This window comes from Terracoccus sp. 273MFTsu3.1 (assembly GCF_000383675.1).
GTDB lineage: Bacteria > Actinomycetota > Actinomycetes > Actinomycetales > Dermatophilaceae > Terrabacter.
The window spans coordinates 22,111-40,537 of the sequence record NZ_KB911829.1; the positions used below are offsets into that span (position 1 = coordinate 22,111).

The 18,427-nt window shown below is 72.1% G+C and carries 17 protein-coding genes; 8 read left to right on the forward strand and 9 right to left on the reverse strand.

Annotated elements, in window-relative coordinates:
- Positions 1–91: 91 nt before the first annotated feature.
- The gene (pdxH, locus tag H283_RS0121680) at positions 92–808 is read right to left on the reverse strand and encodes a pyridoxamine 5'-phosphate oxidase (RefSeq protein ID WP_020145629.1); all 717 of its coding nucleotides are present in this window, start codon (positions 806–808) and stop codon (positions 92–94) included.
- A 111-nt stretch (positions 809–919) separates the two neighbouring features.
- On the opposite strand from pdxH, the gene H283_RS0121685 reads away from it, so the two are divergent.
- Entirely contained in the window at positions 920–1,324 is a 405-nt protein-coding gene (locus tag H283_RS0121685; protein ID WP_020145630.1) for a hypothetical protein, read from the forward strand.
- 39 nt (positions 1,325–1,363) lie between these two features.
- Here the strand turns inward: H283_RS0121685 and H283_RS0121690 are convergent, their stop codons facing one another.
- Positions 1,364–1,990: a pentapeptide repeat-containing protein gene (locus H283_RS0121690; protein ID WP_020145631.1), complete on the reverse strand. Its 627-nt coding sequence runs from the start codon at positions 1,988–1,990 to the stop codon at positions 1,364–1,366.
- Between the two features lie 93 nt (positions 1,991–2,083).
- Between H283_RS0121690 and H283_RS0121695 the strand changes: the two genes are divergently transcribed.
- The 4 genes from H283_RS0121695 to H283_RS26990 all read left to right on the forward strand — a co-directional run bounded on the left by H283_RS0121695 (position 2,084) and on the right by H283_RS26990 (position 8,260).
- Positions 2,084–3,205 (forward strand): citrate synthase 2, encoded by a 1,122-nt coding sequence (locus H283_RS0121695; RefSeq protein WP_020145632.1) that lies wholly within the window; start codon positions 2,084–2,086, stop codon positions 3,203–3,205.
- 135 nt (positions 3,206–3,340) lie between these two features.
- Complete coding sequence (locus H283_RS27970) at positions 3,341–5,344, forward strand: PQQ-dependent sugar dehydrogenase (RefSeq protein ID WP_156023379.1); 2,004 nt, start codon at positions 3,341–3,343, stop codon at positions 5,342–5,344.
- Positions 5,345–5,639: 295 nt separating this feature from the next.
- Positions 5,640–6,764 (forward strand): phosphoserine transaminase, encoded by a 1,125-nt coding sequence (serC, locus tag H283_RS0121705; RefSeq protein ID WP_020145634.1) that lies wholly within the window; start codon positions 5,640–5,642, stop codon positions 6,762–6,764.
- 152 nt (positions 6,765–6,916) lie between these two features.
- Entirely contained in the window at positions 6,917–8,260 is a 1,344-nt protein-coding gene (locus H283_RS26990) for a lytic transglycosylase domain-containing protein (RefSeq protein WP_051103717.1), read from the forward strand.
- A 112-nt stretch (positions 8,261–8,372) separates the two neighbouring features.
- Here H283_RS26990 and H283_RS0121715 read toward each other — a convergent pair whose 3' ends face one another.
- The 4 genes from H283_RS0121715 to H283_RS0121735 form a co-directional block, all read right to left on the reverse strand.
- On the reverse strand, positions 8,373–8,903 hold the full coding sequence (locus H283_RS0121715) for a ferritin (protein ID WP_020145635.1): 531 nt from the start codon (positions 8,901–8,903) through the stop codon (positions 8,373–8,375).
- 224 nt (positions 8,904–9,127) lie between these two features.
- Positions 9,128–10,414: an MFS transporter gene (locus H283_RS0121725; RefSeq protein ID WP_020145637.1), complete on the reverse strand. Its 1,287-nt coding sequence runs from the start codon at positions 10,412–10,414 to the stop codon at positions 9,128–9,130.
- On the reverse strand, positions 10,411–10,860 hold the full coding sequence (locus H283_RS0121730) for a MarR family winged helix-turn-helix transcriptional regulator (protein ID WP_020145638.1): 450 nt from the start codon (positions 10,858–10,860) through the stop codon (positions 10,411–10,413). The genes H283_RS0121725 and H283_RS0121730 overlap by 4 nt, the downstream gene beginning before the upstream one ends.
- 199 nt (positions 10,861–11,059) lie before the next feature.
- Complete coding sequence (locus H283_RS0121735) at positions 11,060–12,553, reverse strand: NCS2 family permease (RefSeq protein WP_020145639.1); 1,494 nt, start codon at positions 12,551–12,553, stop codon at positions 11,060–11,062.
- 58 nt (positions 12,554–12,611) lie between these two features.
- Between H283_RS0121735 and H283_RS0121740 the strand changes: the two genes are divergently transcribed.
- Complete coding sequence (locus tag H283_RS0121740; RefSeq protein ID WP_020145640.1) at positions 12,612–12,884, forward strand: DUF2530 domain-containing protein; 273 nt, start codon at positions 12,612–12,614, stop codon at positions 12,882–12,884.
- A gap of 90 nt (positions 12,885–12,974) precedes the next feature.
- On the opposite strand, the gene H283_RS26145 is transcribed toward H283_RS0121740, so the two are convergent.
- Both H283_RS26145 and H283_RS0121750 read right to left on the reverse strand, forming a co-directional pair.
- Positions 12,975–13,904 carry a DUF3027 domain-containing protein gene (locus H283_RS26145; RefSeq protein ID WP_020145641.1) on the reverse strand — a complete coding sequence of 310 codons (930 nt, stop codon included), beginning with the start codon at positions 13,902–13,904 and terminating at the stop codon, positions 12,975–12,977.
- 4 nt (positions 13,905–13,908) lie between these two features.
- Positions 13,909–14,304 carry a cold-shock protein gene (locus tag H283_RS0121750; RefSeq protein WP_020145642.1) on the reverse strand — a complete coding sequence of 132 codons (396 nt, stop codon included), beginning with the start codon at positions 14,302–14,304 and terminating at the stop codon, positions 13,909–13,911.
- 156 nt (positions 14,305–14,460) lie between these two features.
- Here H283_RS0121750 and H283_RS0121755 point away from each other — a divergent pair, with 156 nt between their 5' ends.
- A complete protein-coding gene (locus H283_RS0121755; protein WP_020145643.1) occupies positions 14,461–14,937 on the forward strand; it encodes an SRPBCC family protein in 477 nt (158 codons plus the stop codon).
- Between the two features lie 57 nt (positions 14,938–14,994).
- Here H283_RS0121755 and H283_RS0121760 read toward each other — a convergent pair whose 3' ends face one another.
- Positions 14,995–15,936 carry an aldose 1-epimerase family protein gene (locus tag H283_RS0121760; RefSeq protein ID WP_020145644.1) on the reverse strand — a complete coding sequence of 314 codons (942 nt, stop codon included), beginning with the start codon at positions 15,934–15,936 and terminating at the stop codon, positions 14,995–14,997.
- Between the two features lie 70 nt (positions 15,937–16,006).
- Here H283_RS0121760 and H283_RS0121765 point away from each other — a divergent pair, with 70 nt between their 5' ends.
- Positions 16,007–18,424 carry a helicase-associated domain-containing protein gene (locus H283_RS0121765; protein WP_020145645.1) on the forward strand — a complete coding sequence of 806 codons (2,418 nt, stop codon included), beginning with the start codon at positions 16,007–16,009 and terminating at the stop codon, positions 18,422–18,424.
- The last annotated feature ends 3 nt before the right edge of the window (positions 18,425–18,427 follow it).

Consider the following 18,427-nt stretch of genomic DNA (forward strand, 5'->3'; position numbering starts at 1 on the left):
TAAACGCGGCGTTCGGTGCCGAACGCAGTGTTCCAACGGCGCGTTCGCGACCGAACGCCGCGTTCGGGGTGTCAGGGCGGCTGCAGAGGGGTCAGGGCTGGAGGCGCAGCCGGGTCCACGAGTCGGCGTCGGCGAGGTCGCCGTCGCCCGTGCGGCGGAAGACGATCCGGTCGTGGAGGCGGTTGCGCCGCCCGGCCCAGAACTCGACCTCGTCGCAGACGATCCGCCACCCACCCCAGAAGTCCGGCACCGGCACGTCGTGGTCCCTGCCGGTGTCGGGGAAGCGCTCGAGCACCTCCTGCCACTTGTGCTCGAGCTCGGCCCGATCCGCGGCCGGGCGCGACTGGTCCGATGCCCAGGCCGAGAGCCGCGAGCCGTAGGGCCGGGAGTCGAAGTAGGCCTCGACCTCGTCCCGGTCGACGAGCTCGGCCGTGCCCCGGAAGCGGATCGCGCGGTAGATGGCGGGCCACGTCAGGGCCGCCGCGACCCGAGGGTTGGCCCGCAGGTGCTCGCTCTTGGCCGAGCCGAGGTTGGTCACGAAGCCCGGACCGCGCTCGTCGAAGAAGCGCATGAGCACGGTGCGCACGTCGGGCGTGCCCGTCGCGTCGACGGTGGCCACCGAGATGGCGGTCGGCTCGGGCACGTCGTCGCGGTCCTCGGCCGCGGTGAGCGCGGCATCGACCCAGGCCTTGGCCTGCAGGTAGGGCGACGCGGCCACGTCGGACTCGACGAGGCCGTCGCCGGAGTAGTCGACGCGGCGTACGGCAGCGAGGCCCTCCCGGGCCGGCTCGCGAGATGAGCTGTCCATGACCCCACACTAGGGTTGACCCGAGAAGGTCCGCGCGGACGTCAGGCCACGGCGCGCGCGGTCCCGGCGACAGCCCCGGCCCGTCCGGGGCGCTGTGAGGAGTCACCAACGATGGCAGGCAAGGGCAAGCTCGTCACCCAGACCGTCAAGCTCGGCATCAAGTACGGCCCCCAGATCTGGGTGGCCACCCAGGCGCTGCGCGAGCCGGCCAAGGAGGCCGCCAACAAGGCGATCTCGAGCGAGCGCGCCCGTCGTCAGGCGATGGCGCACGCGAAGTCGCTCGCCGACGGCAGCATCCTCAAGGTCTACAAGGGCGACGTGGCCCACTGGGTCGTCTTCAGCGGCGACGAGGCGGTCGGCGTCCATCCCGAGACCGACATGCTGCTCTCGACCCTCGTCGAACGGGCCGACCTGACGAAGCGCATCCGGCCCGACGACAAGGTCAAGGCCACCGACCGCGCCAAGGACGCCGCCACCGCGGCGCTGCGTCGGGCCAAGCCCAACCAGATCAACTGACACCCGCGCCGGGCTCAGGGGGCTGACGCCGACCTGCGCTCAGTCGGCGACGACGATCCCGAGCTCGGCCGCGAACGCGTCGGCGAGGTCGATGACCTGCGGGCGGCTCATGGTCGCGCCCTTGAGCCCGGCGAGACCCACCGGTGAACGGAGCGTGGCCCCCGAGAGGTCGAGGGCGGCATACCTCCCGCGACCGAAGGTCGGCGACACGAGCGTGCACCCCTCGAAGGTCAGGCCGTCGACGGTCGCCTCCTGGAGGTCGAGCTCGACGACGACGCAGTCGACGAAGGCGACGTCCTTGAGCCGGGCGCCGCGCAGGTTGAGGAAGTCGACCTTGCCGCCGCGCACCGTGACGTCGCGCCACGTCGAGCCCCAGGCGGAGACCGCGGCCAGCCGGCACCCCTCGATCGTCGTCTCGACGAGGCTCGCCTCGGCCAGCGTCACGCCGACGCCGCCCACCCGCTCCCACTCGCACTCCGACCATCGCGAGCCCTCGAGGTGCGCCTCGTCGAGCGTGCCGCCGAGCACCGAGCACTCGAGGAACGAGTGGCCCTCGGCGTGGGCCCTGGTGAAGTCGGTGCCCTCGAACCGGACGGCGTCGTGATGTTGGTCTCGGGTGGCGAACACGGCGTCACGAAACACGGTCTGGTCGGCGGCTGACGGCATACGGTGAGTCTGTCAGCCGGGACCGACGCACGGTCCGCATCCCGGCTGCGGCCTCCACACCGCGGTGGTACCGCCTGCACAGCAAGGACGCACATGGCAGACAGCACGCCCGACCCCGACTTCAAGCCAGGACTCGAGGGCGTCATCGCCTTCGAGTCGACCATCGCCGAGCCGGACAAGGAGGGTGGGGCGCTGCGCTACCGCGGCGTCGACATCAACGACCTCGTCGGGCACGTCGACTTCGCCCACGTCTGGGGCCTGCTCGTCGACAACGAGTTCGACCCCGGTCTGCCGCCGGCCGAGCCCTATCCGCTGCCCGTGCACACCGGGGACGTACGCGTCGACGTCCAGTCCGCGCTCGCCATGCTCGCCCCGGTGTGGGGTTTCAAGCCGACGCTCGACATCGACGCCGACGAGGTGCGCGACAACCTCGCCCGCGCCGCGGTCATGGCCCTGTCGTTCGTCGGGCAGTCGGCCCGCGGGCTCGACAAGCCGATGGTCCCGCAGAGCGAGGTCGACAAGGCCCGCACCATCACCGAGCGCTTCATGATCCGCTGGCGCGGCGAGCCCGACCCCAAGCACGTCGAGGCCGTCGACGCCTACTGGGTCTCCGCCGCCGAGCACGGCATGAACGCCTCGACGTTCACCGCCCGCGTCATCACCTCGACCGGTGCCGACGTCGCCGCCGCGCTCTCGGGCGCCGTCGGGGCGATGTCCGGTCCGCTCCACGGTGGTGCGCCCTCGCGCGTGCTCCACATGCTCGACGGTGTCGAGCAGCAGGGCGATGCCACGGCCTACGTCAAGGGCGTCCTCGACAAGGGCGAGCGCCTCATGGGCTTCGGCCACCGCGTCTACCGCGCCGAGGACCCGCGCGCCCGCGTGCTGCGCTCGGCCTGCGAGCGCCTCGGTGCACCGCGCTACGAGGCAGCCGCCGCCCTCGAGAAGGCCGCCCTCGACGAGCTGCACGCCCGCCGACCCGACCGGGTGCTCGCGACGAACGTGGAGTTCTGGGCCGCCGTCATCCTCGACTTCGCCGAGGTCCCGCCGTCGATGTTCACGCCGATGTTCACGTGTGCGCGCACGGCCGGCTGGTCCGCGCACATCCTCGAGCAGAAGCAGACCGGCCGGCTCATCCGCCCGTCCTCGCGCTACATCGGTGAGGGTCCGCGCAAGCCCGAGGACGTCGCCGGCTGGACGCCCGACATCTCGCACTGACCGCCCGGCGACACGTCGTCTCCCGGCACCCGACCTGGGCCGTATGCCGGGAAGGTCCCTTTCGACGCGCGTGCCCGCAGGCTCGCGCGTAGCCTCGCGAGCAGAGCCAGCAGGTCACCGAGTCGGGGAGTCAGCATGGTGCAGCGACTGCGAGTCCGAGGATCGATCGCCCTGGTGGGCGCCCTGGTCGCGGGAGGTGCGCTCGCCGTCCAGCCCACGCCCACGGCCGAGGCGGCGCCGACGCTCCAGGTGACGACGGTCGTGTCGGGGCTCAGCTACCCGTGGGACATCACGTGGGTCGGCGACCTCATGCTCTACGACCTGCGCGCCGGCCAGGTCTGGAGCAAGCGAGGGAGCAACGCTCCTCGCCGCGTCGCCATCTCGGGCTTCCCCTCGCTCTACGTCAACAGCGAGGGTGGCCTGCTCGGCATGGTCTCCGACCCCGCCGCGGCGACGAACAAGCGCTTCTACACCTGCCAGGCCGTCCGCAACTCGGCGGGCAACCCGCTCGACGTGCGCGTCCTGCGCTGGCGACTGACCGGCGACACCACCGCGGTCTCCGACGGGTCGCCGGTCGTCACCGGGCTGCCCGTGACGAGCGGTCGCCACTCCGGCTGCCGGCTGCGCTTCGGCAGTGACGGAAAGCTCTACGTCGGCACCGGCGACGCGGCCACGGGCACCAACCCGCAGAACCTCGGCTCGCTCGGCGGCAAGGTGCTCCGGGTCAACGCCAACGGCACGATCCCGACCGACAACCCCTTCTACTCCCGCGGCGGCAACGCCCGCTACATCTGGAACTACGGGCACCGCAACATCCAGGGACTCGCCGTGCGGCCCGGCACGACCGAGCTGTGGTCGGCCGAGCACGGCACGAGCCGCGACGACGAGATCAACCTCTCGGTCCGCGGCGGCAACTACGGCTGGGACCCCGTGCCCGGCTACGACGAGACGACCCCGATGACCGACCTCGGCAAGTTCCCGAGCGCCCGCGTCGCCATGTGGTCCTCGGGCGACCCGACCGTGGCGACGAGCGGGGCCACCTTCCTGCGCGGCTCGGCCTGGGGTGAGTGGCAGGGTGCTCTCGCCGTCGGCCTGCTCAAGGGCCAGGGCATCTACCTCATGCGCTTCAACCCGTCCCCCACGACGACGCGCCCCGCGACGGTGACCCGGATGGCGGTCGCCCAGGGCTACGGCCGCATCCGTGCCGTGCAGCTCGGCCCGGACGGGGCGCTGTGGTTCACGACCTCAAACGGCACCGACGACAAGATCGTCCGCATCACCCCGAAGGCCACCGTCCCTCGCCGGTCCGGCGGCAGCCTGATCTCGCCCGTCGGCGTCACCGCCGCGCGCACCGGCTCGCAGGTCACGACCTTCATCCGCGGCACCAACGACGCCGTCTCGTTCAAGCGCAGCACCAACGACGGGGCCTCGTGGGGGTCCTGGATCTCGGCCGGCGTCACCTCCACCGATGCACCGTCCGCCACGAGCTCACGCTCCGGACGCGTCGACCTCTTCACCCGCAACAGCGCGAGGCAGCTCGTCCACACGTGGTACCAGGACGGCATACGCAAGGGGTCGACCAACCTCGGCGGGACCGTCGTCGCCCAGCACGGGGCCTCGCTCGGCAACGGCACGATGGACGTCTTCGCCGTCGCGACCACCGGATCGGCCTGGCGCAAGCACTTCGACGGCACGCGGTGGAGCGGCTGGATCTCGACGGGCGGGGTCTTCACGTCGGGCCTGTCCGCGTCGGCGAACCCCGCGAGCGGTGGCCTCCTCGTGACGGGCCGCGGCACCAACGGCGCGACCTACGAGCGCACCTTCTACCCCACGACGGCGACGAGCAGCTGGGTCCAGCGCGGCGACAACCTCGCAGCGTGGTCCGACCGCGCCCTCGGCGACGTCTGGCCCGGGCGGGCGCTCGTCGCCGTCGGCAACGGGGTCGACGGTCGCGCGGTCGTCCAGCGCGGGAGCCTCCTCGTCGGGACGGCCCAGGCCTTCACGTCCGCGCCCGACGTCGTGACGCGCGCCGATGGGACCTTCCTGCTCTTCGGCCGTGGCTCGGGTGGCGAGCTGCGGGTCTACGACGGGCGGGTCGGCGCCTTCACGAGCACGTCGCTCGGCGGCATCGTCCGCTGACACCCACCGGGCCGGTGCCCACCACCTTTGCGTGCCGGCCTCCTGGGTGCACGCTCGCGCCTGGGGTGCGTGTTCCACCGCGCACTCCTGGTGCGGGGGCGCAGCCCCGACGCACCGCGCACCCCGACCGCACGCCGTGTGGGCGTCCACACATCGAGCAGCGATGTCCAAGGGGTGGGCAGGTGGGGTTGAATGTCAGCGGTGACAACGGCGTCATCCGACCTCAACACGTCCGCCACGAGACCGTAACGTGGCCGCACTTCGCAAGGGTGAATCCGTGACCGAAGCACCAGTCGTGACCCCGCCCATCACCATCCCGGCCGAGCTGCTGCCCGCCGACGGACGGTTCGGCTCCGGACCCTCGAAGGTCCGCCCCGAGCAGATCGACTACCTCAGCTCCCTCGGTCGCACGGTGCTCGGCACGTCCCACCGCCAGGCGCCGGTCAAGAACCTCGTCGGTGAGGTTCGCGCCGGCCTGCGCGAGCTCTTCTCCCTGCCGGACGGCTACGAGATCATCCTCGGCAACGGCGGCTCCACGGCGTTCTGGGACATCGCCGCCTTCGGCCTCGTCCGCGAGCGCGCCCAGCACCTCGCCTTCGGGGAGTTCTCGAGCAAGTTCGGCAACGTCACGGCGGCCGCCCCCTTCCTCGGCGACCCGACGATCATCAAGGCCGACCCGGGCACGCTCGCCTCGCCGCGAGCCGAGGCCGGCGTCGACGTCTACGCCTGGCCGCACAACGAGACCTCGACCGGCGTCATGGCACCGGTCCAGCGCGTCGAGGGCGCCGACGACGACGCGCTCGTCCTCATCGACGCGACCTCCGGCGCCGGCGGCCTGCCCGTCGACATCACCCAGACCGACGTCTACTACTTCGCTCCGCAAAAGTGCTTCGCCTCGGACGGCGGCCTGTGGCTCGCGTCCTTCTCCCCTGCCGCTCTCGCGCGCGTCGACGAGATCGCGGCATCGGGCCGCTGGGTCCCCGACTTCTTCAGCCTGCCGACCGCCGTCGACAACTCGCTCAAGAACCAGACCTACAACACCCCCGCCCTGTCCACGCTCGCGCTCATGAAGAGCCAGCTCGACTGGATGAACGGCAACGGTGGGCTCGAGTTCACGACCGGTCGCACCCAGGACTCCTCGAGCCGCCTCTACGGCTGGGCCGAGCAGACCGGCTGGACGACGCCCTACGTCGCCGACCCGGCCGCCCGCTCGCAGGTCGTCGGCACGATCGACCTCGACGACTCCATCGACGCGGCCGCGGTCGCCAGCACGCTGCGCGCCAACGGCATCGTCGACGTCGAGCCCTACCGCAAGCTCGGCCGCAACCAGCTGCGCGTCGCGATGTTCCCCGCCGTCGACCCCGAGGACGTGACGAAGCTGACGCAGGCGATCGACCACGTGGTCGCAGCACTCGGCTGACCGACCGCACGCGTCCCCCGAGGGCCAGCTCCCGTATGCCGGGTGCTGGCCCTCCGCGCGAACGCCGCCGTCCGCGCGTGACCTTTGGGTACGTCCCTCGTTGATCCCAGCAGACCGCCAAAGGGGGCGGCTGTCGCATCCGAGGAGTCACCATGGTCCGCATCGTCCGCGCAGGCACCACCGCGCGCCGGGTCGCTGCAGCCGTGCCGGTCATCGCCCTGACGACCGCCGGCATCGCGTTCGCCGCCACCCGCGGCGGCGACACCGTCGCCCCGACGTCGGCGATCACCGTGCCCGACCAGGCCATCACCCAGGGCAGCCCGCTCTACCCGGAGGCCGGTCCGGCGCCCGCGCCGATGCAGCTGCCCCCGATCTACCAGACCTTCACCCAGGACTACGCCCGCGTGAACGTGGCCGGGCCGGCCAAGGGCGCGATCACGGCCATCAACTCGCTCGCGCCGGTCCGCCTGGACGCGAACGGCATACCCGCGGTGGCCGTCACGGCCTACCAGCGCGCAGCCGGCGTCCTCGGCAGCATCAAGCCCGGCTGCGGCATCGACTGGGCCCTGCTCGGAGCCATCGGACGCGTCGAAAGCAACCACGCCCGCTTCGGTGGCAACGTCCTCGACGCGAGCGGCATCGCCCGCCCCGGCATCATCGGCATCCCGCTCGACGGGTCACGCGGCACGGCCCGCATCACCGACACCGACGGCGGTGCGCTCGATCGCGACACCACCTACGACCGCGCCGTCGGCCCGATGCAGTTCATCCCGACGTCGTGGTCCATGGCCGGCCGTGACGGTGACGGCGACGGCGTCGCCAACCCGCAGAGCCTCACCGACGCGGTCACCGGTGCCGGCGTGCTGCTCTGCTCGGGCGGCACCGACCTGCGCCGGCCCGGTGCGGCCTATGACGCCGTGCTGCGCTACAACCACTCCGACTCCTACGCGCGCACGGTGCTGTCCATCGCCGACGCCTACCGCCGCGGCGTGACCGTGGTCCCGATGAGCGCGATCCCCGCTGCCCGCCCCGCTCAAGGGAGTGGCTCGGCCACCCCCGAGGGCTCGGGCTTCGCGTATGCCGGTTCGCCGGCTCCCCGTTCGACGGCTTCGCCGAGCGCACGCCCCACACCGAGCTCCTCGGCGAAGCCGTCACCCGCACCCTCCAGCACGTCGAAGCCCGCGCCGTCACCGAAGCCGGCGTCGCCCAAGCCGGCCCCGAAGCCGAAGCCCGGCGCCCCTCACCTGCCGATCCCGCTGCCGTCGGTCCCCGGCGTCCCACTGCCGTCGGTCACGGTGCCGCTGCCGTCCGTGCCGAAGGTGCCCGTGCCGACGCTGCCGGCAGAGATCGTGCGGCTGCTCGCCCTGCCCCACCTGCCGCTGCTCAGCGGCGACCCCAAGGACCTCGTCCGGGTGCTCGACCCGCTGACCGCCAAGGTCGTCTGCGTCCTCGACGCCAAGGTCGTGACGTGTCCCGCCGGAGGTCTGCTCGGCTGATCGACCCCCCGTCGGCCGAGCAGCACCCCTCACCGCGAGAGCGGCCGCCCGTCGGGCGGCCGCTCTCGTCGTGTCCGCGGCAGGCGTCAGCCGCGCGCGCCGGGACGACCGGTCAGGCGCCGGCGCCCGCGATGGGCGGGGCGGAGGCGTCGGCCTCCTCGCTGCTGGCCTCGCGGCGGAGGTACTCCTCGATGTTCTCGACGTCGGCCCGGTTGCGCCGGACGACGGTCAGCAGGTCGGACATCGAGCTGACCTCCTCGACCTGCTCCTTGATGAACCACTGCATGAACTGGTCCGACGCGAAGTCGTGCTCCTCGCGGGCGACGGCGGTCAGCGCGTTGATCTGGTCGGTGACGCGCTTCTCCTGGGCCAGGGCCAGCTCGACGGGCTCGACGATGTCGGCGAAGGTGTTGGTCGGCGCGGCCACGCCCGGGATCGCCACGGTCGAGTCGGTGTCCAGGAGGTACTGGACCATCATCATCGCGTGGTCGCGCTCCTCGACCGCCTGGCGGTAGAAGAGCGCTGCCATCTGAGGCATCGTCAGGTTGTCGTAGTAGACCGCGATCGCGACGTACTGCTGGTGGGCGGCGTACTCGTGGCCGATCTGCTCGTTGAGCAGGTCGACGAACCTCTGGGCGGCCATGGTGGCTCCTCCGCACTGGTCTCGACGGGTGGGGCAGACGCCCATCCTAGGGAGGCGGTCCGGTCCCGACGGCGCCCGCCCACACGTCGGGCCACACCCCGAGCGGGAGCCGGACCGGGTCGAACCCTGCCCGACGGGTCAGCGGTTGACGAACGCGGCGATGACGGCGATCGCGATGAAGAGCACGAGCGCCGCGACCGTGATCCGGTGGCGGAACTTGAAGTTCACTTGGTCACCTCGGGGGCCGACGGCACCACCGAGGCGAGCTGGATCCGGAGTCGGGGGCGCCGCTGGGTCTGGATGGTCACCGCGACATTCTGCCGACGTGCGACCCAGAGTCCAACCGCTGCGAGGCTGAGGCCCACCGCGACGGTGCCGATGGCGATCGTCCAGCGGGGTCCCCAGACGTCCCCGATCCACCCGATGACGGGCGCACCGATGGGCGTGCCACCCATGAAGATCGCCATGTAGAGGGCCATGACCCGTCCTCGCATCACGGGATCGACGCTGACCTGGACCATGGCGTTGGCCGTGGTGAGCGCGGTCAGGGCGGCGAGGCCCGTCGGCACGAGGAAGACAGCGAACATGACGTAGTTCGGGGCCGTCGAGAGGAAGGCCGTCGACACCGTGAAGCCGGCGAGGGCGACGAGGAGGACCCGCATCCGGGGCCTGGCGCGACGGGCGGAGAGCAGGGCCGCGGTGAGCGAACCGATGGCCATGATCGAGCCGAGCAGGCCGTACTCCCCCGGCCCCTTGTCGAAGACCTTGGTGGCCATGAGCGCCATCGTCAGCTGGAAGTTCATCCCGAAGGTCCCGAGGACGAAGACGAGCGCCATGATGAGCACGAGGTCGGGCCGTCCCCTGACGTAGCGCAGTCCCTCACGGATCTGCCCCTTGCCTCGGGCCCGGGGCGACGGCGTCAGCAGGCTGGTGTTCATCCGCAGGAGCGCCACGAGCACGAAGACGAAGGTCGCGGCGTTCACGTAGAGCGCGGGCGCGATGCCGAACCAGGCGATGACGAGCCCGGCGACGGCCGGCCCGACGAGGCGGCCGAGGTTGAACGAGGCGCTGTTGAGCGCGACGGCGTTGGGCAGGTGCGCGGTGTCGACCATCTCCGAGACGAACGTCTGCCGGGCCGGGTTGTCGACCGCCGTCGCGACTCCCTGGAGGAAGGCGAGGGCGTAGACGTGCCACAGCTCGACGACCCCGGCCGCCGTGAGCACGGCGAGCAGCAGGGCGGTGACGAGCAGCGCCGTCTGGGTGAGGAAGAGGATGCGCCGCTTGGGGAAGCGGTCGACGAGCATCCCCGCGAACGGGGCGAGGATGAGGAAGGGCAGGAACTGCAGTCCCGTGACGATGCCGAGCGCCGTCGACGAGTGGTCGGTGAGGACCGTGAGGACGAGCCAGTCCTGTGCGACGCGCCCCATCCACGTGCCGACGTTGGAGACGATCGCGCCGGAGGCGTAGATGCGGTAGTTCGGGATGGAGAGGGAGTGGAAGGTGGGGCTCATTCGCTGGCCACCTTGGCCAGCACGGCGGCGGCCCGCTGGAGCAGCTCGCGCTCGTCGTCGGTGAGCTGCTCGAAGCGCGAGAGCATCCACTCGTCGCGGTGCTTCCGGATCCGCTTGAGCGCCTTGCGGCCCTCGGGGGTCAGCGACAGGATCACCTGTCGGCCGTCGGTGGGGTCGTCAGCCCGGGCGACGTAGCCGCGCTCGACGAGCATGTTGGTCGTGCGCTTCATGCTCGGGGCTGACACGCGCTCGATGTCGGCGAGCTCGCTGTTGGTGCGAGCCGTGGACTCGAGCCGGCACAGGACGGAGAACTGGTGCGGGGGCAGCTCACGGTCGGACTCGAAACGGACTCGCCGCGAGATGCGCATGCAGGCGAGTCGGATGTCGTTGGAGAGCGAGACGAGCTCGGCTCTGGAGAGCCGGATGGTCGGAGTCTTGGCAGTCAAGGGCGGATCCTCGGAAGTGCAGTCTGGTGATACTTAGCCTAACTCATTACCTCGGCTAACCATTCCCAAGGTTGGACAGACCGGGCACACCGAGCCCTCCACCTGACGCGTGAAGGCCCCCTCCCGAGCGGGAGGGGGCCTTCACGGCATACGTGCTCTGGTGTTGTTTGGAGCGAACCGCCTTGTACGGCAGCGTCACTCAGGTGAGCATCGACTCCAGCGGCGCCTTGATGAAGTAGACGACGAAGAACGCGGCGACGATCCACAGCAGCGGGTGGATCTCGCGGCGCTTGCCTCGCGCGATCTTGACGAGCACCCAGGCGATGAAGCCGGCGCCGATGCCGACGGTGATGTTGTAGGTGAACGGCATGAGCACGATGGTGAGGAAGGCCGGCAGCGCGATCTCCATGTCGTCCCAGTCGATGTTCTTGACCTGGGTCATCATGAGGAAGCCGACGATGACGAGCGCCGGGGCCGCCGCCTCGGACGGCACGACCGCGAAGAGCGGAGCGAGGAAGGTCGCGAGCAGGAAGAGCACGCCCGTCACGACCGAGGCGAGACCGGTGCGGGCCCCCTCCTCCACGCCGGACGCGGACTCGATGTAGGACGTGTTGCTGCTGACGCCGCCGGCGCCACCGGCGATCGCGGCGACCGAGTCGACGACGAGGATGCGGTCGGTGTGCGGCGGGTTGCCGTCCTCGTCGAGGAGCTTGGCCTCGGTGCCGATCGCGACGACGGTGCCCATCGTGTCGAAGAAGTCGGCGAGCAGGAGGGAGAACACGAACATGACGGCCGTGACGACGCCGATCTTCTCGAACGAGCCGAGCAGGTTGAACTGGCCGAGGATCCCGAGGTCGGGCGTCTGGGTGATCGAGTCGGGCAGGCGCGGCGGGGTCAGCGCCCACGCCGACGGGTTGGTGAGGACGCCCTTGTCGAAGACGCGCGGGCCGATCTGGAAGATCGCCTCGAGGACCATGGCCAGCGCGGTGGCCGCGACGATGCCGATGAGGATGGCGCCCTTGACCTTGCGGATGAGCAGGACCGCGATGAGGAAGACGCCGAAGACGAAGACGAGGGTCGGCCAGCCGTCGAGGCTGCCGCCGATGCCGAGCTCGCTCGGGACCGAGCCGGGCGTCGTGGGGCGGCGCGCGAAGCCCGCGTCGATGACGCCGATGTAGGCGATGAACAGGCCGATGCCGACGGAGATCGCCACCTTGAGCGGCCCCGGGATCGCCTTGAAGACCGCCTTGCGGAAGCCGGTCAGCACGAGCACGAGGATGATGACGCCCTCGATGACGACGAGGCCCATGAGGTCGGCGAAGGTGATCTTGTCGGCCGAGTGGGTGATGACCATGCCGGTGATGAGGCCGTTGATGCCGAGACCGGCGGCCAGCGCGATCGGGAAGTTCGCGACGAGCCCCATGAGGATCGACATGACGCCGGCGATGACCGCCGTGCCGACCGCGACGAGCAGCTTGCTCTGGGTCAGGTCGGTCGTGCCGCCGATCATGGTGCCCGAGCCGTCGACGACGCCCGAGAGGATGATGGGGTTGAGGACCACGATGTAGACCATCGTGAAGAAGGTGACGAAGCCGCCCCGGACCTCGCGAGCGACGGTCGACCCGCGCTCGGTGATCTTGAAGAAGCCGTCGAGCCCGGTCAGTGTGGGCGCTTTGCGTGTATCCGTCGACATGGCGCACACCCTAGTGGCGGCGCGTTTCCGGTGTGTGACGAGACCCTAGGCTGTCCACGTGAGCGACGAAACCACCCCCGACGTGCCGGCCCGCCCGGCCGACCCGACAGCGCCCGAGCAGATCGCGCCGCTGCCCGTGCCGATGCTGCGGATCATCGAGGTCGGGCTCGCCGTGTGGCTCGTCGCCCTCGTCGTCACCCTCGTCGTGCCCGCGCTCCACGAGGGCGACCGGGACTGGTGGCCGTGGACGTGCGTGGCCGGCTTCGTGCTCGGCGCCATCGGCTGGGTCTACGTGTGGCGCGGTCGCGGCAACGCGAGCGACGCCGCCTGACCCGCTTCCGCCTCCTCGCCAGCGCCGCACCACCCCGGAACGCACGAACCACCCGGGTGTGCCGGGTGGTTCGTCCGTGGTCGGGCGCGGTCAGTCGGTGACCGGGTCGTCCGAGCCGTGCGACTCCTTGACCGGAGCCTGATCGTCGGCAGCCCGTCCGGACTGCGCGGAGCCGCCCTGGCTGGCGTCGTCCCCGGGCTGATCGGTGCGGTCGTCCTGGTCCTCGTCGTCCCGGTCGTCCCGGTCGTCCCGGTCGTCCCGGCCCGCAGGCTCAGCCGGCTCGAGGTCGACCGCGAACTCGTCGACGATCGGCTCCCCGATCGGTGTCGGCTCGGGGTGGTCCATGTCGGTCTCGGAGTGGGCCCCGCAGCCGTGGTCGAGCGATACGACCCGGCCGTCGGACGGGCTCCACTCGTTGGCGCACACGCCGAACGTCACGCGCAGAGCGCCGGCCATCGGCAGGAAGTAGCCGCACGTCGTGCACTGCGCGGTGGCCTTCGTCGCGATCTCGGCCGTCGGGCCGTGGTCGCCGTCGTACCAGCGGCTCGCCGCGACCTCGCGCCCCTCGGCGGACAGCACCCGTGGACGGCCCAGACCCAGCTCGAAGAAGGCCATCTGGTCGACCTCCTCGTCGCCCGTGGCCTCGAAACCGGGCTCGAGGTTGGGGTCGTAGGGGCGGTAGGGCAGCACGTCGCCGGCGCCGAGGTCGCCGGGAGCGAGCCGGTCGGCATACGGCAGCCACTCGGGGGCGAGCACGGCGTCGGGACCGGGCAGCAGGTTGGTCTCGCAGACCGTCGCCACCTTGGCGCGCGGCACCCGCGCGACGCTGACGCCCCAGCGCCACCCGCGGTAGCCGGGCGAGGTGCACTCGAACCAGTGCATGCCGAGGCGCTCCTCGAGCAGGTCCATGCCGAGGTGCGCGCCGATGGTTCCGGGCTCGGCGACGTCCTCGAGGACGCTGCGGGCGAGATCGGACGCGGCCAGCAGCACCGCATCGGTCTTGGGGGTGGTGACGGTCATCAGCTCACTTCTCCAGCTCGTCCGCGAGGCCGCGCAGGGCGCGGGCGACGGTGGAGGCGAGCTTGCGGTCGGGACGGCGTCCGGCGCGGTAGCCGTTGCCGACGCCGTCGAGGAGCTGCACGACGTCCTCGATGATGACGGTGAGCTCCTCCGGCGTGCGGCGGGTCTGTGCGGTCTTGTTGGCGGCGACGGACTGGACCGGGTCGAGCACCTTGACCGACAGCGCCTGGGCACCCTTGCGGCCCTCGACGATGCCGAACTCGACACGCACGCCCTTCTTCAGGGTCGTGATGCCCTCAGGGAGCGCGTTCGCGTGCAGGAAGACGTCCGCGCCCGAGTCCTCGGAGATGAATCCGAAGCCCTTGTCCGCGTCGTAGAACCTGACCTTGCCAGTCGGCACAGTCCACCTCGTTCAGATCTCGGTCGGCGCTCTCGCGGCACGACTCGATGGCGCTCCTTGCGCTCCGCTCCAGCCTAACGGCTCGGGGCAAGCCGGATTCCGCGCCGCGCAGGCGCCGGGCCCCCGACCGGCCGGCTCGCCGACCTACGCTGGGGCATGCCCACGCCCCTGCACCTCGAGTCGTCCCGCGCCGTCCCCGTCGAGGTCGCCGACGCGTACGACCGTCTGCTCCCCCACCCGCTCACCGACCTCATGTCGCGTCGCTACGGGCTGCTGCCGCCGATCCGCGAGGTGCGTGACCAGGCCGGGCCGTGGGGCGAGGTCGGGCAGACCCGGACGATCGCTCTGGCCGACGGCGGGACGATGCGTGAGCGCCTGACCGAGGTGGTGCGGCCCGAGCGTTTCGACTACGTGCTCACCGACTTCACCGGGGCGTTCAGGCCGCTCGTCTCGCACGTCGACGGCCGCTGGGCCTTCGCGCCGGAGGGCACGGGCGTGCGGGTCACGTGGAGCTGGACGCTGCACCCGACGAGCACGTATGCCGCCCGCGTCCTGCCGCTCGTCGGCCGGATGTGGCGGGGCTACGCACGCCAGGCCCTAGAGCAGACGTCGGACGTGCTGCTCGGCCGCTGAGGCGTCACGCGGTCGGTCGGGGCCGCGGGGTCGGGCCGGCGGGATCAGGCCGGCGGGTCAGGCCGGGGAGATCCCCCACGTGCCGGTCCACTCCTCGCCCGGGGCGAGCACGACGAGACCGTCGCCGGAGTTGAAGGCGTCGGCCGGGCAGCTCATCGGCTCGACGGCGATGCCGACCTCGCCCTTGCGGTCCTCGGCGATCGCGGTGAAGACCTGCAGCCACGAGAAGGCGGCATCGGCCCACAGCGTCGTCGTGCGGTCGGCGGCAGCCACCGTGGCGCGCCACATGCCGTCGGGGTCGCGCACGACGTCGGTGTAGGCGGTGTCGAGGCGGGTCTCGCCCACCGGGCGACGCTCGCGGAAGTCGTAGGGCTCGCCGTCGACCGGACGGTTCGCGGCAGGGAGCAGTCGCTCGTCGACCTCGACCCACGTCGACCCCGGGATGCGCAGCTCGACGTCGGACAGCTGGGTCTCGCCGATGGCGAGGTAGGGGTGCGCGCCGTAGCCGAAGGGCGCCTCCGACGGTCCGACGTTGCGCGCGGCCGTCGTCACGACGAGGCCCGAGTCGTCGAGGAGGTAGGTGGTGCGCAGGTCGAGGAAGTGGTCCCACCCCGGCTGCGGGTGGAGCCGGTAGCCGACGGTGACGCGGTCGTCCTCGAGCTCGACGAGCTCCCACAGCGCCCAGCGCACGAGGCCGTGGCTCGCGTTGCCGCGGGCGACCTCGGTGACCGACAGCTGGTGCTCGGTGCCCGCGAACGTGTAGCGCCCGTCGCGGATGCGGTTGGGCCAGGGCATGAGCTGCTGACCACGACCTGACGCGCACGTCTCGTCGGCGGCGTAGCCCGCGACGACGTCGACGCCGTCTCGGGTGAACGTGCGCAGGCCGCCCCCGACCTCGACGACGGTCGCCTCGAACGGGCCGTGCCCGATGGTCCACTGCTGGCCGGTCGGGTACGCCGGGACGGGCTCGGCGGGTGTCGCCGGTGAGAGGGCGCTCATGGGAGCAACGCTAGCGGGCACGCCCCCGGCGCGAGTCGGAGGCACGGCGTGCGGGCAGTAGGTTGGGAGGATGGCCACCCCGAGCCGGAGCCTCGCCGACGACATCCGCGGTCGCAGCGACGCAGAGCTCATCGACCTCGTGCTCGCGCGCCCGGATCTCGCGCGCCCGGCGCCGGCCGACCTGACGAGCCTCGCGGCCCGCGCCGGCACCCGGGCCAGCGTGCAACGCGCCGTCGAGGCGCTCGACCGGGGACACCTCCAGGTGCTCGAGGCCGTCGTCGTCGCCGGCGATGCCGCCGAACGCGGCACGCTCCTGCACCTGCTCGGCACCGACGACGCCAGGACCGTCGACGCGATCGTGCAGGACCTCTGGCGCGCGGCGCTGCTCTGGCGCGGCGCCGACGGCGACCACGTCGTGCGCACCGTGCCCGAGGTCCTCGGCACGGCGGTCGCCGGCCTCGGCGCGCCGATGCGTGAGCTGCGTCCCTCGTCGCCTCCCGAGCACGCCGACCCCGACCGCATCCGGGCCGCCGTCGCCGAGGCGCCCGACGACGCGCGGGCGATGCTCGAGCGGATGACGTGGGGTCCGGCCTTCGGTGTGCTGCCCACCTCCACGCCCGGACGCACGACGGCCCGGTGGCTGCTCGAGCACCACCTGCTCGTCCCCGTCTCGACCGACCGCGTCGCGATGCCCCGCGAGGTCGGCCTCGTCCTGCGCGAGGGTCGACTGCACCGGTCGGTGGAGCTCACACCGCCCGACATCGAGGCCCGACCCGTCGCGCTCGTCGACGCCGCAGCCGGCGGTGCCGCGAGCGAGTGCCTGACCCACCTCGACGAGCTCGCCGCGGAGTGGGGCGCCGAGCCGCCCCGGGTGCTGCGTGCCGGCGGCCTGTCGGTCCGGGACCTCCGCGTCACGCAGATGACGCTCGACCTCGACCCCGAGCACACCGCCTTCGTCGTCGAGCTGGCGTATGCCGCCGGGCTCGTCGCCGACGACGGCGAGGTCGTGCCGGTGTGGGCCCCCACCTCGGAGATCGACGAGTGGAGCTCGAGCGAGGCCGGGCACCGGTGGGCGACGCTGGCCGTGGCCTGGCTCGGTTCGACCCGGGCACCCCATCTCGTCGGTCGGCGCAGCACCGGGACCGGTCCTGCGAACGCCCTCGGCCCCGACGTGCAGTGGCCGGCGATCCGCGCGATCCGCCGGGAGGTGCTGCGTGAGCTGGCGTCCCTCGAGCCGGGGCACGCTGCCGACCACACCTCGCTGCGCCGGCGCCTGGCATGGCGCCGGCCGAACCGGTCTGCCGCCGTGCTCGACGAGGCCGTCGAGGCGGTGCTGCGCGAGTCCGAGTGGCTAGGCGTGACCGGTCGCGGGGCCCTGTCCGAGGCCGGCCGTGCGCTCGTCGCCCCGCTCCTCCCCCCGCCCGCCCCCTCGGCTCGAGGTGGTGGCTCGAGCACGACGGGTGTCGCGACCACCTCGAACGGCAAGCGCCCCGCCCGGGCTCGGGCTGATCGCGCCGGCGGCGCTGCCGACATCCCCTCGACCGCGCAGCCGCCACCGGAGGCGGGAGCCGTGGCCGAGACGGTCGCCGCGGCGATGTCGGCGCACCTGCCGTCGCCGGTCGACCACATCCTCGTCCAGGCCGACCTCACCGCCGTCGCCCCGGGGCCGCTCGTCGGCGGTCTCGGGTCGTTCATGCGCCTCGCCGCCGACGTCGAGTCCCGCGGCGGCGCCACCGTCTACCGCTTCACCCCCGAGTCGGTGCGTCGCGCGCTCGACGCCGGGTGGACCGCGGCCGACTTCACCGAGACCGTGCGCCGGTCGAGCCGCACCCCGGTGCCGCAGCCCCTCGAGTACCTCGTCGCCGACGTCGCGCGCAAGCACGGCCAGACCCGGATCGGCGGCGCGGCGGCCTACATCCGGTCCGACGACGCGGCGGTGCTCGACACGATGCTCGCGTCGCGCGACCTGACGCCACTCCGGCTGCGGCGCCTCGCGCCGACGGTGCTCGTGTCCTCGGCGGACCCCCGCGTCCTCGTGGACCTCTTGCGCGACAACGGTTTCGCCCCCGTGCACGAGGGGCAGGACGGCGCCGTCGTCCACGCCGAGACGCCGCGCCGCCGTGCTGGTTCACGCCGTCGTGGCCCCGGTCCGATGGTCTCGCCGGTCGACCGCCCCTACACCCAGTCCCTCGTCGACGGGCTGCGCGCGGCCGAGGCGACGGCCGACCAGCGCCGGGTCGAGGACGAGACCCGACCCGGCCCGCGCATCCAGGCGATGGACCCCGTCGTGACCCTCTCGCTGCTGCGCGACGCGGTCGCCGACCGGCACGGCGTCTGGATCGGCTACTCCGACGGCCACGGGGCCACGAGTCGCCACCTCATCCACCCGCAGAAGGTCGAGGGCGGCCGGGTCCGGGCCACGGACGAGTCCGGCCACGAGAAGTCGTTCTCGGTCCACCGCATCACCGGCGCGACGCTCGAGAGCTGAGCA

Coding starts and splice junctions, on each gene's coding strand:
- H283_RS0121685 (WP_020145630.1), top strand. CDS start 920: ATGGCAGGCAAGGGCAAGCTCGTCACCCAGACCGTCAAGCTCGGCATC.
- H283_RS26145 (WP_020145641.1), bottom strand. CDS start 13,904: ATGACCGTCACCACCCCCAAGACCGATGCGGTGCTGCTGGCCGCGTCC.
- H283_RS0121760 (WP_020145644.1), bottom strand. CDS start 15,936: ATGAGCGCCCTCTCACCGGCGACACCCGCCGAGCCCGTCCCGGCGTAC.
- H283_RS0121765 (WP_020145645.1), top strand. CDS start 16,007: ATGGCCACCCCGAGCCGGAGCCTCGCCGACGACATCCGCGGTCGCAGC.
- H283_RS0121755 (WP_020145643.1), top strand. CDS start 14,461: ATGCCCACGCCCCTGCACCTCGAGTCGTCCCGCGCCGTCCCCGTCGAG.
- H283_RS0121725 (WP_020145637.1), bottom strand. CDS start 10,414: ATGAGCCCCACCTTCCACTCCCTCTCCATCCCGAACTACCGCATCTAC.
- H283_RS0121690 (WP_020145631.1), bottom strand. CDS start 1,990: ATGCCGTCAGCCGCCGACCAGACCGTGTTTCGTGACGCCGTGTTCGCC.
- H283_RS0121715 (WP_020145635.1), bottom strand. CDS start 8,903: ATGGCCGCCCAGAGGTTCGTCGACCTGCTCAACGAGCAGATCGGCCAC.
- H283_RS0121735 (WP_020145639.1), bottom strand. CDS start 12,553: ATGTCGACGGATACACGCAAAGCGCCCACACTGACCGGGCTCGACGGC.
- H283_RS26990 (WP_051103717.1), top strand. CDS start 6,917: ATGGTCCGCATCGTCCGCGCAGGCACCACCGCGCGCCGGGTCGCTGCA.
- pdxH (WP_020145629.1), bottom strand. CDS start 808: ATGGACAGCTCATCTCGCGAGCCGGCCCGGGAGGGCCTCGCTGCCGTA.
- H283_RS27970 (WP_156023379.1), top strand. CDS start 3,341: ATGGTGCAGCGACTGCGAGTCCGAGGATCGATCGCCCTGGTGGGCGCC.
- H283_RS0121695 (WP_020145632.1), top strand. CDS start 2,084: ATGGCAGACAGCACGCCCGACCCCGACTTCAAGCCAGGACTCGAGGGC.